The following is a 14,365-nucleotide window of genomic DNA, read 5'->3' as shown; positions in this document are numbered from 1 at the left end:
CTTAATCCTCCAGTACCAGTAAACGCTGTCCGGCACGTACTTGCTGACCCGCTTCACGGTTGATCGCCACGATCTTGCCGTCATGCGGTGCCAACACTTCAATTTCCATTTTCATTGATTCGATGATGAGCAACGGCTGACCGGCTTTGATGGTTTGGCCTGCTTCAACCAATACCTGCCAGACGTTGCCAGAGACCAGACTTTCCACTGCTTTGTGATGATCCGGCAATGCCTCTTCTTCACCGGTTTCTAGCATCATGTCGCTATCGGCAGAGAAGTTTGCTTGTCCGCTTTCGATCCAACGCTGACGTTCCGCTTCAAACGCAGTTTGCTGACGCTCTTTCGCCACGAGGATCTCATCGGCGTGTTCATTCACCAGCTTGTTGTAATCAGCCAGTGAGAATTGGATCTCTTCGATTTGGATGGGGTAACGACCCCGTGGGAATTCACGACGAATGCGCAGCAGTTCATCCGCATCCACTTCATAGAATTTGATTTGATCGAAGAAACGCAGCAGCCATGGTTGGCTGAATTCTGCTGTCTGACGATAGCGGTTCCACATCTGTAACGTGCGACCGACAAACTGATAACCGCCCGGACCTTCCATGCCGTAAACACACAGATAGGCGCCGCCAATCCCGACCGCATTTTCTGGCGTCCAGGTGCGCGCCGGGTTGTATTTTGTGGTGACTAAACGATGACGTGGATCTAATGGGGTTGCCACTGGCGCACCGAGATAAACATCGCCTAAGCCCATCACCAGATAGTTGGCGTTAAAGACGATCTCTTTGACCTGCTCAATCGAATCAAGACCATTGATACGACGAATGAATTCAATGTTCGATGGGCACCATGGCGCATCTTTACGTACCAGTTCGTCGTATTTGCGGATCGCCAGACGGGTGGCTTCATCATCCCAAGACAGCGGCAGATGGACGATACGCGCTGGCACAGTGATCTGCTCAATATCTGCCAGTTCACTTTCTGCCTGTTCCAGCAGTTCCAGCAAACGAGTCAGCGGCAGTTGCAGATTATCGTAGTGGATCTGCAAGGAGCGAATGCCCGGTGTCAGTTCCAACACACCGTCGATGCCAGCTTCCTGCACCCACAGCATCAACGCATGCGCGCGGAAACGCAGGCGGATGTCGAGCACTTGCGTGCCATATTCCACCAGCAAATAATCATCCCCACTGGGGCGATACACGACTTTCTCGCCATATTTTTCCGCTGGCAGTGTTTTCAGAATGGGTGTGGTTGGAGGTGCAATGGCGACAGACACGGGTTGTGCCGTCAGGCTTTCCAGTTCAGCCAGTTGCGCGCGATCCAACACTTCGGCATCCGCAATCGAGATAGGAATGAAGCGAACTTTGTCCCCTGCTTTCAGCTGACCCATTTTCCAGAGATCGGCTTTGACGATGGTTGCCGGACAGACGAATCCACCCAGACTCGGACCATCCGGCCCTAAGATAACCGGCATATCACCGGTGAAATCGACGGTACCAATCGCATAGGCGTTGTCATGCAGGTTCGATGGATGCAACCCCGCCTCGCCACCATCGGCACGCGCCCATTCCGGTTTCGGGCCGATCAAGCGCACACCGGTGCGGCTGGAGTTGTAATGCACTTCGTAATCGGTCGCGAAAAAGGTGTCGATATCGTGGTCAGTAAAGAAATCGGGCGCACCGTGCGGACCATAAATCACGCGCAGTTCCCACGTATTCGTGATGGCTGGTTGCAGTGCTGCAGGCAGTGATTGTTCAGCCACCGAAGTCGCTACGACTGGCAGATGCAGTACATCCCCTGACTGAATCGAACGACCGACATGGCCGCCAAACTGACCCAACGTGAAGGTCGAACGACTGCCGAGATAATGCGGGCAGTCAATGCCACCGGCCAGCAGCAGATAACTGCGCGCACCCGCTGTTGCGACTTTACCGAGCTGTACGGTTGCACCGGCAGGCACCGTGACTACCTGCCACATTGGCAATGCTTCACCATCCAACTTGGCATCAATGGTGGCACCCGCCAGCACGATCTGACGTGCCGTATTAAATTTCAGCGTTGGACCCGACAGGGTAATTTCCAGACCCGCCGTCTCTGCATCATTTTTCAGCAGACGGTTCCCCAGACGGAACGACCAGTTATCCATCGGACCAGACGGTGGCACCCCGATATCCCAGTAACCAACACGGCCGGGAAAATCTTGAATCGTGGTTTGTGTCCCGCCCGAGAGCACATCAATCGTGGATGGTTCATAACTGAACTCATTCAGGGTGCGAGTCAGCACTTTGCCCTGCTGCACAACGTCACTGTTGAGCAGAGCACAGAGGTATTCTTTATTGGTTTCGATGCCATACACCGTGCTGTTATGCAGCATGGTCAGCAAGGTTGTGATGGTTTGCTCACGCGAGCCCGACCAAGCAATCAATTTTGCCAACATCGGGTCAAAAAATGGCGGCACTTCAAGACCGGCATCCAGCCAATGGTCGATACGGCACGACTTACGATCCTGCTGCGGGAATTGCACCGCACTGATTAAACCAGCACTTGGGCGGAAGTTTTTCGCCGGGACCTCAGCATACAAACGCACCTGAATCGCATGACCTTTCGGTGTCAGCACTGTTGCTAGACTTTCTAGTGGCGCTAAATCACCGGCACCCAATTCAATCATCCAGCGAACCAGATCCACACCATACACTTGCTCGGTAACGCCATGCTCGACTTGCAGACGTGTGTTCACTTCGAGGAAATAGAACGCACCGCTGGCATCGTCATAGACATATTCCACCGTGCCCGCACTGCGATATTTCACCTGCTGACCCAGTTTCACTGCGGTTTGCTGCAATGCCTGACGCACCTCTTCCGATAAATTCGGTGCTGGGCATTCTTCGATGACTTTTTGGTTACGACGTTGCGCGGAACACTCACGTTCGCCGATGGCGATCACCTTGCCTTGTCCGTCACCAAACAGCTGCACTTCGATATGACGAGCACGCTCAATGAATTTTTCGAGGAACATGCCACCATTACTAAAATTGTTCTCTGACAGACGTTTCACCGAGGCGTAAGCACCGGTCAGTTCATCAGCGCTATAACAACGCTGCATGCCAATCCCACCACCACCTGCGGTGCTTTTCAGCATGACCGGGTAGCCAATGATTTCAGCTTTCTCTAACGCCTCTTCTAAAGAAGTCAGTAAGCCCGTGCCTGGCAGCAATGGAACATTCGCCGCTTCAGCCAGTGCACGCGCTTCGTGTTTCAGACCAAATGCCACCATCTGCTCCGGTGTTGGGCCTAAAAACACCAACCCTTCGTTAACACAACGACGGGCAAAATCTGGGTTTTCACTGAGGAAACCATAACCAGGATGGATCGCCTGCGCGCCCGTTTGTTTGGCGATGGTTATCAGTTTGTTCTGGTCGAGATAAGTGTGTGCGGCAGCCCCTTCACCGAGAGACCAGGCTTCGTCCGCATCTAAGACATGCCGGCTGTCAGCATCCGCTTCGCTGTAAACAGCAACTGAACCAACACTCATTTCTTTCAGGGTGCGGATAATTCGGCAGGCAATCGCGCCGCGGTTGGCAATCAATACTTTATTGAACATAAGTCTAACTCTGTTCAAGGCTGCCGGAGACACATTCGTTCCGTCAGACTGCGGGTCGTCCCGCGAAAAACAGGGAGGCGATCAAGGTCGTCCTTGCGCTCAATCCACCTTCGCACTTAATGCTGCCGTAGCGTTGTCTGCCACCTTCCTGCATCATCAATTGCTTTGGGATATATAGTTTAATTCCAGACTAAAACTTCAACCGGTGTCGGGTTGTAGGCATTACATGGGTTATTCAATTGTGGGCAGTTCGAAATCAGCACGATGACATCCATCTGCGCTTTCAGTTCAACATATTTACCCGGTGCACTGATGCCATCTTCAAACGTCAAACCACCTTCGGCCGTGATAGGCACGTTCATGAAGAAGTTGATGTTGTGCGTGATATCGCGTTTGCTCATGCCAAACTCTGGGTTTTCCGACACCGCCAGCAACCAGCTGTCACGACAAGCATGCATGTGTTTTTTGCCAAGGTCATAACGCACTTGGTTACTTTCCGTCGCACACGCGCCACCCAAGGTGTCATGACGACCACAGGTATCCGCCACAATTTCCAACATCGGGTTGCATTCATTCGTCATCAGCATCGTGCCAGCTGACAGATAGACATTGCCTTGTTCGCGAATGGTATCCACCGCGCTGTAACGCTCAGCTGGGTTTGCCGCAGAATAAAACAGTGTGTCTGCCGCTTGATTACCTTCTGAATCGACAATGCGGATCGTCTGACCAGTTTTGACGACTTTCATCCAGTAATCACCTGCCATCACGGTTTCGCGATACGCCACATCAGTAGGGTTCAGTAAACTTTCCTTAATCATGACCAAAGCTCCTTAGTGACCAGCGCAGCAAACATAACGACGGGTATTTTCAAACCCACGACCATTTTCAGGACGAGAAATCCGGCAAACATCATCTTCCGCTACCGGATCGGCTTTATAGAGTGCGTACTGAATTGGTTTGCGTGGATATTCTGTTGCCGGATCCATCGGATGCGGACAAGTGTTAAACACCACCAGTGTTTCCATTTCAAAACGCAGCGTGATGGTGTCGCCGGCTTTCGAATGACCTGCCGCAAACTTCATGTTGCCTTCTTCATCGGTGAACACTTTGCTAAACAGGTTCAGGTTCGCCGCCAAATCGCGTGCACCTAACCCATATTTCGCCACTTCTACCAAGAAGCTGTCATAACCGTTTTGTTTCCACAGATTACGCTGATGTTGATAATCACGTTCGCCCCAACGCGCCGCGACTTTTGCTTTGTTTGTGGTTCCGGCGACAGAGTCGATCCAACCGGTATCGTCCTGCACAATCGAGCAGAAAATACGACCCATATCGGAATACAGACAATGACCCGTCGTCAGTTTGAACGTGTGCTGGCACTTCAATGTATCTGGCGCGTTGTAACGCTCCAGCAGGTTGCGTGGGTTGTAGAACAGCATGCCGACGTTAGCACCGCCTTCAACATCGGTGATTTTCAGCAGTGAGCCAGCAGGCATCACCAGTGACCAGTGGCTGCCACCCGGCAGCGAATCTTCATACAGTAATTCGGCCATGTTATTGCTCCGTTTTTTCTGGTTGTGGAAGCAGCGCCGCATGTTCCGCGTTCAGCTTTCCACCCTGTAAAGGAATGTCATACGTAATTTGTGCACCATAGCGTTGCGGTGACTGCGGATCATGGCGGGTCTTATCAAACACCCAGAGCCGGCTGCCCAACGCAAACCCTTCTTTCAGGTCGTGCGTCACCATAAAAATGGTCAGTTGTTGCTGTAACCACAGCTCGCGAATGAGTTGGTGCATGTCACCACGGATCCCCGGATCCAGCGCACCAAATGGCTCATCCAGCAGCAGAATGCGTGGCTTTTTCATCAGTGCCTGTGCAATCGCCAGACGTTGCTGCATGCCACCCGACAATTCGCTCGGATAACGGTTCAGTGCATGGCTTAACCCCACCCGTTCCAACATGGCTTCGGCGCGTTCCTGTGCTGCTTTTTTTGCAGCACCAAACAGCTTGCCGAGGAATGGCGATTGAGAAAATTCATCCGCCAGCATGACGTTGCCCAGCACCGTCAGATGCGGAAACACCGAATATTTCTGGAACACGATGCCACGATGTTCATCCGGTTCTTGTGGGATTGGCTGACCATCGAGTAACAGCTCACCACGCGTCGCCGCTTCGGTGCCAAGGATCAATTTCAGAAAGGTACTTTTGCCACAGCCAGAAGCACCGACCACCGTGACAAATTCACCCGCATTGATAGAGACGTTGATGCGTTCCAGCACACAGACATCGCCATATTCTTTCCAGACGTTCTTCGCCTGCAGGATGGGCATTGAGGTATTCATCCTTGCGCCTCCCCGTTACGACCGAAATACCACGGAAATGCTTTCCGCGAGGTCACTTTTAAAATCCAGTCCATCGCAAACGCCAGCAGGGTGATCCACACCACATACGGCAGGATGATCGACATATCGAGATAACGACGCACAAGGAAGATTCGGTAACCCAAGCCTTCGGTTGCCGCGATCGCTTCCGCCGCAATCAGGAATAACCAGGCACTGCCCAAGGTCAGACGAATGGCTTCGATTAAACGCGGGAGCACTTGTGGCAGCATCATGCGCAATAAGATCTGCGAGGTGGATGCCCCCAGTGTCTGCGCTTTGATCAGCTGTTCTTCCGGCAGGCTCAGGGTTTTTAGCTGCAGATCACGAATGAGGATCGGGCAGATCCCAATCACAATCAGCATCACTTTCGCCAAATCACCCAAACCAAACACGATGAACAGAATCGGCAGGATCGCCATCGGCGGGATCAGCGATAACGCGGTAACGACCGGAGAACAGGGGATCCGAATCAATGGGATCCCGCCATTCAACAACCCAACAGTCAGGCCCATCAACGCACTGATCCCGACACCCAGCAGCAGCAATCTGAGGCTGGAGAGCGTATCCGCCCACAGCAGATACTCCCCGGTGCGGCGATTCGGCTCAAACGCCATCTTGACGATGGCATCGAAAATCGTCGGGAATGACGGCAACAGTTTATCGTTTGGGTTCACTGCCAGACGTGCTTCTGAACTTAGCAGATAAAGCACCAGCAACAGGACGAATGGCAGTAATGCCAAAATCCAACGACCTAACCGATCCGGCTGACGATTAATGAGTCGGGCCATCGCCTATCTCCTTAACAGATAAGATCACAGCTTGCCGTCGGCAGCCATCTGCATGTAGCTCGGGTCAAAACGCAGTTTCACGTTGTTTTTGTCCCCGTAAATGCCACTCGGTGTTTCCACCCCAATCGATTCCGCGCTAGGTGCATTGTCGCCGAGCAAACCATGTTGCATGGAAAATTCGGCAACCATCTGCATGGTCAGTTTCAGGTGGGGATCGGTGGTAAATAAAACCGCGTTGGCTGGTTGATAGAACATGTTTGTGGCTTTGAGCTGCTGATCATAACCCGCCAGATCGGTACCCGATGCCTTGGCCATGGCAGTACGAGCTTCTTTGGCTTTGGCATCAGAACCCGACATCTCGCTCATGATCTCATACCAGGCACCGGTCAGGGCTTTACCCAGTTCAGGGTGGGCCTTCAGCTTGTCGGTTTTTACCACCATCAGGTCAATAATTTCACCCGGGATCTTGCTGGAATCGAACACCAAATGGCTGTCTGGCTGTTTCAGTATTTCAGATAACAGCGGGTTCCAGGTCACTGCAGCCGTCACATCTTTGGTGGTGTAAGCAGACACAATATCTGCATCGGAGGTATTAACCACCTTCACATCTTTCTCGCTCATGCCTTGTGTTTCCAGCGCACGTGCCAGCAGATAGTGGGAAACGCTCAGTTGCACCAGATTCACCGGCTGACCCTTGATATCTTTCAGGCTGGATTTACCTTTCAGCACGATGCCATCATTCCCGTTGGAATAATCGCCGACGATCAGCGCAGTAGAATCGACACCGCCCGCCGCCGGAATGGTCAGGGCATCCATATTGGTCATCACGCAGCCGTCGAAACCACCTGCGGTATATTGGTTGATGGACTCGACGTAGTCGTTGACCTGCACCACATCGATATCGATACCGTATTTATCCGCCCATTTTTTGATGATGCCGCTTTGTGCCGCGTAATCCCACGGCATCCAACCGGCATAAATCGTCCAGGCAACTTTGAATTTTTCTTTGGCAAATGCAGGTACGGAGCCAAACAGAAAGACCGGCAGCAGGCCAACACAGAGCCATTTGCGGAATGACGAGCTGAATGAAGATTTTTTCATGTTTCCCTCCCTGGGAGCACGTTAGGTCAAATACGAGAGATCATGGCTGTGCGCCGCTGTCTCCCGGGTTTTTGTCCCGCCGTGTAACCTTCAGGGAAGGTCGACAACTCTCGGACCAGACATTCAGCACACAAGCCAAACCGGAACCCTAGTCATCCATTTCCAAATTGTGGCACAGAAGTTAGCGTCAACACGCCATAATCATCAAGTGCAGTTACAGTAATAGTTATGCAATCCATGCGCCAACAAATATGAGCCGTAAACACCGGTAAAAAAGCGTCAATTAAAACCAATTATTAAGTCACGACAGCATTCATGCACCAAATCAGAGCCCCAAAATAAGATCCCCGCATTGCGGGGATCCTGATTTAGCGAGGTTCATGCTCAGTGCTGCTTCGGCACGAAGTCAATCTCACCCTGGTTATACGGTAGCAAGGCAACAGGGCCATTCGTCAGGGCACCTTCGGAAAATTGCTGGGTGACCGTCAAGGTTCCCAACGAACTCAAACCCGCCACCAGCACCATGGAGTAACGCCGATTCAGTGGGTTTTCTGCCGCCAGAATTAGCCCACTCTCAGGATGGGCATAGGTTGTCCCCCGGATCTGGAATGAGTGCTGCCCAAACGTCACTGGCATTTCACCTTTGAAACGATCGACAATACTATTGCTGTCAGGTCGCCCGATCAGCAACAGATGGTGGTGCTGCAGATCGGCGGCCGTCACATCCCGATCCGCCATGATCGGTGCCACAATATGATGTTTTCTCCGCTGCAATGCCTTTTGCAGCACCTGGGCCGCTTCCTTATTCGCCACTTCCTCATCCTGCGTACCGTAAACAATCAACGATTGCTCTACCTCGGAATCAAACGTGAAAATCGTAAACGGAGAACCATAGGTGTACAGCGGCAATCCGCTCTGATCGGTAATGACCGGTTTAGCCATACCTGTTTTATCCAGCCAGTCATGGAAAAAGGTGCTCAGATCCTTACCGCTCTTTTTCTCCAGAAACGACTTGAATTGCCCGGTAGTGACTTCCTGACCTGCATGCGCCAGACCGAATTCATCCATCCATTTATCAAAATGCTGCTCACCCAGTTCGCTGCGCAAGGCATGCATTACCAACACCCCTTTTCCTGATACGACGTCATACCATTTGTCATCGCGGAAATTGGCCTTGGTCTGCGATAACGGGAAGTCCTGTCCGGCTCGAACCGCCAGTTCATAACGGGCGCGATAAAGAAAGAGTTTCACCGCCAGCGTATCCACGTCATGCTGACTCAGTTTGTGGGAGGAGGCCTTCTGCGTTAAGTTTTTTTCCAGCGCGACAATGCGTTCGTAATTGGCAAATGCGGTGGTCAGCCAGATATCGGCATCGTTTTTCGGTAATAACGTGCCATGCCAGGCCGGCTCGGTATCCGGTTCCGATTCATCCTGCGGCGCGGCTGGAATCACCGGATCGTTTGGATCGTGCAGATCCGCCGCTATTTTCTGGGAATGTGCCTTTATCGGCGCATCATTGCCCAGCACCACCCAAGGGTTGCTCACCAACGGTTTAATGACAGGGGTATCTTGTTGATCTGTCACCGACGGATAACGAACCACTCCAACAGAAGGTCCGAATGTCGCCCATGTCTGGAACTGCTGTGCCATGTCACTGGTGGTGTATTTGGCATCCACGGAGGTAGATAACACAATTTCAGGATTGGTCAGTACCTGACGAGCAAAATCAGTATCAATCTTGCCCTTATTCTGTTCATAGAGTTGTAACCAGAGCGCATCTCGTTTCACCGGATGCAACGCGGCCACATCTGAAGGACGTCCATCCATCGAGGCCACTGTCTCCAGACGCACGTTGCGATCTTTGGTGTTGTTATTACTCCAGTAGAAACCTTCTGCCCCGGCAATCCACTCTTTTTGGCTGCTGCGATACAGCTTGTGTTCATGAGTCCCCAGCGTCAGCAGCGCGATTTCATTCTTTTTCACATCGGCCAGAATCCACTCGGTCGTCGATAAACCATTGCTGTTGGTGGTCAGAATCGACGCTGCCTGTTCAATGTTGTCGGCATACTGCTGTGCCTGGCGAATTCTCGCCGCCAGCGGGATACCGCGGGATTCAAAACTGGTTTGCCCGACCGTGGTTTCACTGAGCAGGAGCCCCGCATCATTAATGGAGTAATCCATCCCACTGTGAATACCGCCCGGTGTGGTCTGCATGACAAAGCGATGGCCCTTGCTCGGCTTTACATCCAGCCATACGTTGTAGTAGTTACCAGGCAGCAAATCAAACATGGTGATATGACCGAAGACCACCTTGCCATCTTTCGTCGCCGACCCTACCGCGGCAAACGCATCGCAACGCACCGGTCCATGTGACGGATGGAGACTACCCGCCACCGCTTCACCACCTGCGCTCTTCACCGGATCCAGGCCATTAGGTGTCGCCGCCAGAGCATCATTCAGCGAATCGATTTCATTCGTCAGATTCAGCGCAGCAATATCAATGATATCCAGATGACGCCCGAAAAACTGAGCGCCACTGGCACTGGCGCCGACGGCAATACCATCCATCTCTTCCAGTTGTTCTGGTGTAAACCCTCTTAAAAACAGCGCTTTAACCAGATCACGCGTTTTATCCCAACCATCTTCTGGCGATTTGGGATTGTAAAACTGCGCTAACGCCTGCACATAGGCCGCAATTTCCGGTGCCAATAACCGGCCATGCTGCACACCACGTTCATGCGGCTCACCTTCGATATGAATATTGATCCAGCCGGCTTGCGGATACCGATAGGCCGGCCCCCACCATTGCACGGTATTCGGATCGATCCGTTTATCAGTCGCCGCAAAAGATGGCACGGCATAACAACAGACAAGTGCCAGAAAAGCTGTAATCACGGCTTTTTTCATGATCAATCCACACGAATGCACATTAACGCCCCATTTCCGATTTTAATTTAGCCAGTTCATCATCGACATCACTGTGCTGCAGCGCTTTAATGCGTTGCTCCAGATCATCGCCTTTCTGTTGTTGTGCCAGCGAACTGGCTGCACTGGCACGCGCTTCCTGTTTTTCGACCTGCGTTTCCAGTTTATCAAAGTCGGCGATCAACGAATCCCCGCCAATACCGCTGATCGCCGTTGCAGCTTTTTCCTGTGCCGCGGCCATATGGCTGCGGGCTTCCAGCAATTCAATTTTCTGCTGCATCGCTTCATGCTGTTGTTTTAACTCCGCAATACGACTTTCCAGCTCCCGCACCGACGGTTCATATTGCGCAAGCTGCTCGCTTTCCCGCTGTAACGTCGCCGCAAACTGTTGTTTACGTGCCAGACATTCCCGCGCCAAACCATCATCCCCACCGGTGATCGCCTGACGCGCCAGACCATCCCAACGGGCGACTTCCTGAGCAGTTTTCTCTTTGCCACTCAACATCAATTCATATTCTGCACGCACATCCAGCAAGGCACTTTCTGCCTGTTGGATCTGAGCTTCCAGTTCCCTCACGATTTGGCGGGCATCGCGTCCTGCATCAGCCACTGAATCCAGAGCATCATTGGCCAACCCTTTAATGGTGCGGGACAATTTATCCAAAATACCTGACATACCGTTCTCCGATTATTCAGTTTTCTTATAACCCTGATCCATCAAGACCAGGCGTCATCGTTACCACTATCATTACCGCTATCGAATGAGCTGTTATCCTCATCCCAGGCACTGTCGCTTCCATCCGTGCTGCCATCAAAAGAGGGGATATCCTCTTTCGGTGGCAAATCCTCACGTCGCTCGCGATAGATCACTGTTTCTGAGTGGCGATCTCCCGCCAGCATTTCGCCCAGCACAACCCCGGTCAGCACATTGCCCAACCCGCCAGAAGACGGCGTATTGTTGTTGATGATGATCGGCTGTGCGTTGCTACCCGCCAATGCTCCGGCATCCATTATCGGCGCTCTCATTACCGGTTCGTGAGGCATGGCGGTGATCGGTGCAGGTAACGTGCCACTGCGGGCAGCTTGTGTCAGGCGAGTAGTTTCTGCCTGTAATGCCGTGAACTGTTCATCATAAAGCGGCACATGCTCATCTTTACATTGCGAAATAGCGCGCAGTAACGCGTCCCGATGGGCATTTACCGCCGTTGAGATCGCTTGCTTTTGTTCACTTGCGTAACTCGCTGCACGACACTCCAGTTCGGCATCACGCATGGCATCCGCCATTTGCAACAGTGCGGACAACTGTTCCTGACTTAATGCAGACTGATATTGCTGTTGCTCTTGTTTTCTTTGCTTATCTGCTCGCCGCATCCAGAAATAGATGGCCAGCAAGATCGCCCCGAATACCAACAGGATCGAGAGCACAAAACCCACCAGAGAGCTTCCGGAGGAAGCCGTATGAGTAGCCGGATGGATCGGCGAATGCGTCGTCAGTGCCACTGGCTTTTGCAATGCCGCAACTTCGGCCCGATAGATGGCATCAAAGCGTTCCGGGTTCTTGGCAAATTTCAAGGCAGGATCCAATGTTTTCGCCTGATTGAGTTCACTCAAGGCTTCCTGATGCCGCTGTTCTCGGGCCAGCACCTGACCTAACTCATAGTGCGCCATGGCACTATTCGGCTTTTCTTTCAGGATCTGCTGTAACATCTGCTCCGCATGGGAAAAATTCCCCGCCTGTACCGCATCCGACACGGCTTTGGGCGACGGCAGAGCCCATACCGGAAAGACCAGCACCAGCAGTAACCCCAAAACAAATTTACGCATTGATTGTCGTCCAGCTTGTTGTTTGCTGTGGATACTCCATCTAGACGATGTTAAAAACAACGAGAATTTTGTTACAAAGTTTTCACGCGGTATTTTTGGCGGTACAGAAAAGCAAAAACCCCGCGAATGCGGGGTTTTTAGAAGGTGGTCGGTGATAAAGGATTCGAACCTTTGACCCTCTGGTCCCAAACCAGATGCGCTACCGGGCTGCGCTAATCACCGAATAACTATATTATGCCATTAACCTGTTGCGATGGAAATTCAAAGAATAAATGAAATCAACTGATTGCCCAGAAAAAGAACAATTAAGAGATTAACCGCAGAATATTTGTTCAAAACCGAACCCGTGTATCGCGACACACGACACCCGACACCAGCTGTTCGGAACTTTAATGAAAAATTAATATCTCAAATCTATATTTCCCGTATCACATTTCCTCTTTTATCGAGAAAAAACCATGTCAGATGATTTTCACGTTCACGGACCGCATGATCACGAAATAGAACATGTCAGTCATCATCATGCTCACGCATTCGCCAATCAGATCGCGGTCACAACCGCCATTTTGGCCACCATTGGTGCGCTCTATTCCTATATGGGGGGAGCAACACAGGCCAATGCCATGCTTTATAAAAACAATGCCGCCATTGCCAAAACCGAGGCATCGGATCAATGGAACTATTATCAGGCCAAAAGCAACCGGCAAAATCTAAATCTGCTGGCACTGGATTTACTGCCCGAAAATAAACGAGCCAGTTACGAAAAGATGGCCCGTCGTTATGACCAAGAAAAGGAACAGATAAAAAGCAAAGCTGAAAAACTGGAAAAAGACGCGGTGGAATGGAATCGTCGCAGTGATGAACAAATGCACCTGCATCATCGCTGGGCACAGGCCACAACGATCATACAAGTTGCCATTTCTATGGCAGCGATCTCGTTACTTACGCGAAAACGTTGGTTAGAATGGCTGATGTGGGGGTTGTCTGGCGTCGGGATCGTTTCCGGTGTATTCGCATTATTGGCACTCTGAACCACCATGAATCAACCAACACGGCCATGACTGACATGGCCGCCTGAAGGATAATGCATTGGATAAACGCCAAAAAACGACCCTGAGCCTGTTGCTGTTGTGCACGCCCTGGCTGGCGTATTCCGACGATTCGTTTTCTAAACATGCCCCGTTTAGTTTTGAAGCCAACCTGCCAGTCAATACACCTGCCGTTTTTCTGCCCTATCGGGAAAGCAACGTACCGAATAGCCCATCGTTTTTTGATAAAATCGAGAAAAATAAATCATTTAATTTTGAAACGGCCATGTCTTCCGGCAGTCGGTTTGATTTCGATTACCCTGATAACTTGGATGATCCTGTCAACGATTACATCAGTGACATCAACCAATCAGTCTCGTTTCAGAATTCACGGATCTACAAGATGATCCCAAAAGATCTGATGCCTTATCTGGGGCTAAGGGTAAAATACAACTTTACGCCGCGGATCGGCGTGGTCAATGACATCACGCCACATACGATCTTCTATGGGCTGACGTATATGTATTAGTGGTCAGTGTATCCGGCTGAATTTGTTATATATCAATAAATTGATGATTTTTTACAGCGATTAACAATGAGAACGCCCTATTTTTAAGATTTAAATAAGGTTCTTTATTCATAATGTATCCAATCATTACTGTGGTAAAAAACCGTGTACAGCACAGAAACAGTAATACAAGATAACTAGTATA

General features: G+C 51.2%; 11 protein-coding genes, 1 tRNA gene and 1 riboswitch. Of the genes, 2 read left to right on the top strand and 10 right to left on the bottom strand.

Translation table 11 applies throughout. The features are described from left to right. Position 1 precedes the first annotated feature (1 nt). From uca to H027_RS0109710, 10 genes are all read right to left on the bottom strand, one after another. Positions 2 to 3,604, bottom strand: coding sequence for an urea carboxylase (uca, locus tag H027_RS0109755; protein WP_024872267.1), 3,603 nt, complete (start codon positions 3,602 to 3,604; stop codon positions 2 to 4). Between the two features lie 179 nt (positions 3,605 to 3,783). After that, positions 3,784 to 4,422 carry an urea amidolyase associated protein UAAP2 gene (locus H027_RS0109750; protein ID WP_024872266.1) on the bottom strand — a complete coding sequence of 213 codons (639 nt, stop codon included), beginning with the start codon at positions 4,420 to 4,422 and terminating at the stop codon, positions 3,784 to 3,786. A 12-nt stretch (positions 4,423 to 4,434) separates the two neighbouring features. Next, positions 4,435 to 5,157: an urea amidolyase associated protein UAAP1 gene (locus tag H027_RS0109745; protein ID WP_024872265.1), complete on the bottom strand. Its 723-nt coding sequence runs from the start codon at positions 5,155 to 5,157 to the stop codon at positions 4,435 to 4,437. A 1-nt stretch (position 5,158) separates the two neighbouring features. Continuing rightward, the gene (locus H027_RS0109740; protein WP_202593438.1) at positions 5,159 to 5,947 is read right to left on the bottom strand and encodes an ABC transporter ATP-binding protein; all 789 of its coding nucleotides are present in this window, start codon (positions 5,945 to 5,947) and stop codon (positions 5,159 to 5,161) included. Next, on the bottom strand, positions 5,944 to 6,774 hold the full coding sequence (locus H027_RS0109735; RefSeq protein WP_024872263.1) for an ABC transporter permease: 831 nt from the start codon (positions 6,772 to 6,774) through the stop codon (positions 5,944 to 5,946). Before H027_RS0109735 ends, H027_RS0109740 begins: the two co-directional genes overlap by 4 nt. A gap of 24 nt (positions 6,775 to 6,798) precedes the next feature. Beyond that, positions 6,799 to 7,875: a putative urea ABC transporter substrate-binding protein gene (locus H027_RS0109730; protein WP_024872262.1), complete on the bottom strand. Its 1,077-nt coding sequence runs from the start codon at positions 7,873 to 7,875 to the stop codon at positions 6,799 to 6,801. 58 nt (positions 7,876 to 7,933) lie between these two features. Beyond that, positions 7,934 to 8,038, bottom strand: a riboswitch (guanidine-I (ykkC/yxkD leader). 221 nt (positions 8,039 to 8,259) lie between these two features. After that, positions 8,260 to 10,782, bottom strand: coding sequence for a C45 family autoproteolytic acyltransferase/hydrolase (locus H027_RS0109725; protein WP_024872261.1), 2,523 nt, complete (start codon positions 10,780 to 10,782; stop codon positions 8,260 to 8,262). A 22-nt stretch (positions 10,783 to 10,804) separates the two neighbouring features. After that, positions 10,805 to 11,476, bottom strand: coding sequence for a PspA/IM30 family protein (locus tag H027_RS0109720; protein ID WP_024872260.1), 672 nt, complete (start codon positions 11,474 to 11,476; stop codon positions 10,805 to 10,807). Between the two features lie 41 nt (positions 11,477 to 11,517). Next, on the bottom strand, positions 11,518 to 12,624 hold the full coding sequence (locus H027_RS0109715; RefSeq protein WP_024872259.1) for a tetratricopeptide repeat protein: 1,107 nt from the start codon (positions 12,622 to 12,624) through the stop codon (positions 11,518 to 11,520). Between the two features lie 145 nt (positions 12,625 to 12,769). After that, positions 12,770 to 12,846 (bottom strand) — tRNA-Pro (locus tag H027_RS0109710). A 236-nt stretch (positions 12,847 to 13,082) separates the two neighbouring features. On the opposite strand from H027_RS0109710, the gene H027_RS0109705 reads away from it, so the two are divergent. Together H027_RS0109705 and H027_RS0109700 are read left to right on the top strand one after the other, a co-directional pair. Beyond that, positions 13,083 to 13,655, top strand: a complete 573-nt coding sequence (locus tag H027_RS0109705; protein ID WP_024872258.1) for a DUF4337 domain-containing protein — start codon at positions 13,083 to 13,085, stop codon at positions 13,653 to 13,655. Positions 13,656 to 13,713: 58 nt separating this feature from the next. After that, positions 13,714 to 14,181, top strand: coding sequence for a hypothetical protein (locus H027_RS0109700; RefSeq protein ID WP_024872257.1), 468 nt, complete (start codon positions 13,714 to 13,716; stop codon positions 14,179 to 14,181). Positions 14,182 to 14,365 lie beyond the last annotated feature (184 nt).

This window comes from Tolumonas lignilytica (assembly GCF_000527035.1).
Lineage (GTDB): Bacteria > Pseudomonadota > Gammaproteobacteria > Enterobacterales > Aeromonadaceae > Tolumonas > Tolumonas lignilytica.
The sequence above is the reverse complement of the archived record's forward strand: the minus strand, read 5'-3'. Positions and strand labels throughout refer to the sequence as shown.

What these genes read in the sequence shown, in the direction of transcription:
- H027_RS0109715 (WP_024872259.1), bottom strand. Translation starts at nt 12,624, where the DNA reads ATGCGTAAATTTGTTTTGGGGTTACTGCTGGTGCTGGTCTTTCCGGTA.
- H027_RS0109745 (WP_024872265.1), bottom strand. Translation starts at nt 5,157, where the DNA reads ATGGCCGAATTACTGTATGAAGATTCGCTGCCGGGTGGCAGCCACTGG.
- uca (WP_024872267.1), bottom strand. Translation starts at nt 3,604, where the DNA reads ATGTTCAATAAAGTATTGATTGCCAACCGCGGCGCGATTGCCTGCCGA.
- H027_RS0109720 (WP_024872260.1), bottom strand. Translation starts at nt 11,476, where the DNA reads ATGTCAGGTATTTTGGATAAATTGTCCCGCACCATTAAAGGGTTGGCC.
- H027_RS0109725 (WP_024872261.1), bottom strand. Translation starts at nt 10,782, where the DNA reads ATGAAAAAAGCCGTGATTACAGCTTTTCTGGCACTTGTCTGTTGTTAT.
- H027_RS0109740 (WP_202593438.1), bottom strand. Translation starts at nt 5,947, where the DNA reads ATGAATACCTCAATGCCCATCCTGCAGGCGAAGAACGTCTGGAAAGAA.
- H027_RS0109705 (WP_024872258.1), top strand. Translation starts at nt 13,083, where the DNA reads ATGTCAGATGATTTTCACGTTCACGGACCGCATGATCACGAAATAGAA.
- H027_RS0109730 (WP_024872262.1), bottom strand. Translation starts at nt 7,875, where the DNA reads ATGAAAAAATCTTCATTCAGCTCGTCATTCCGCAAATGGCTCTGTGTT.
- H027_RS0109750 (WP_024872266.1), bottom strand. Translation starts at nt 4,422, where the DNA reads ATGATTAAGGAAAGTTTACTGAACCCTACTGATGTGGCGTATCGCGAA.
- H027_RS0109735 (WP_024872263.1), bottom strand. Translation starts at nt 6,774, where the DNA reads ATGGCCCGACTCATTAATCGTCAGCCGGATCGGTTAGGTCGTTGGATT.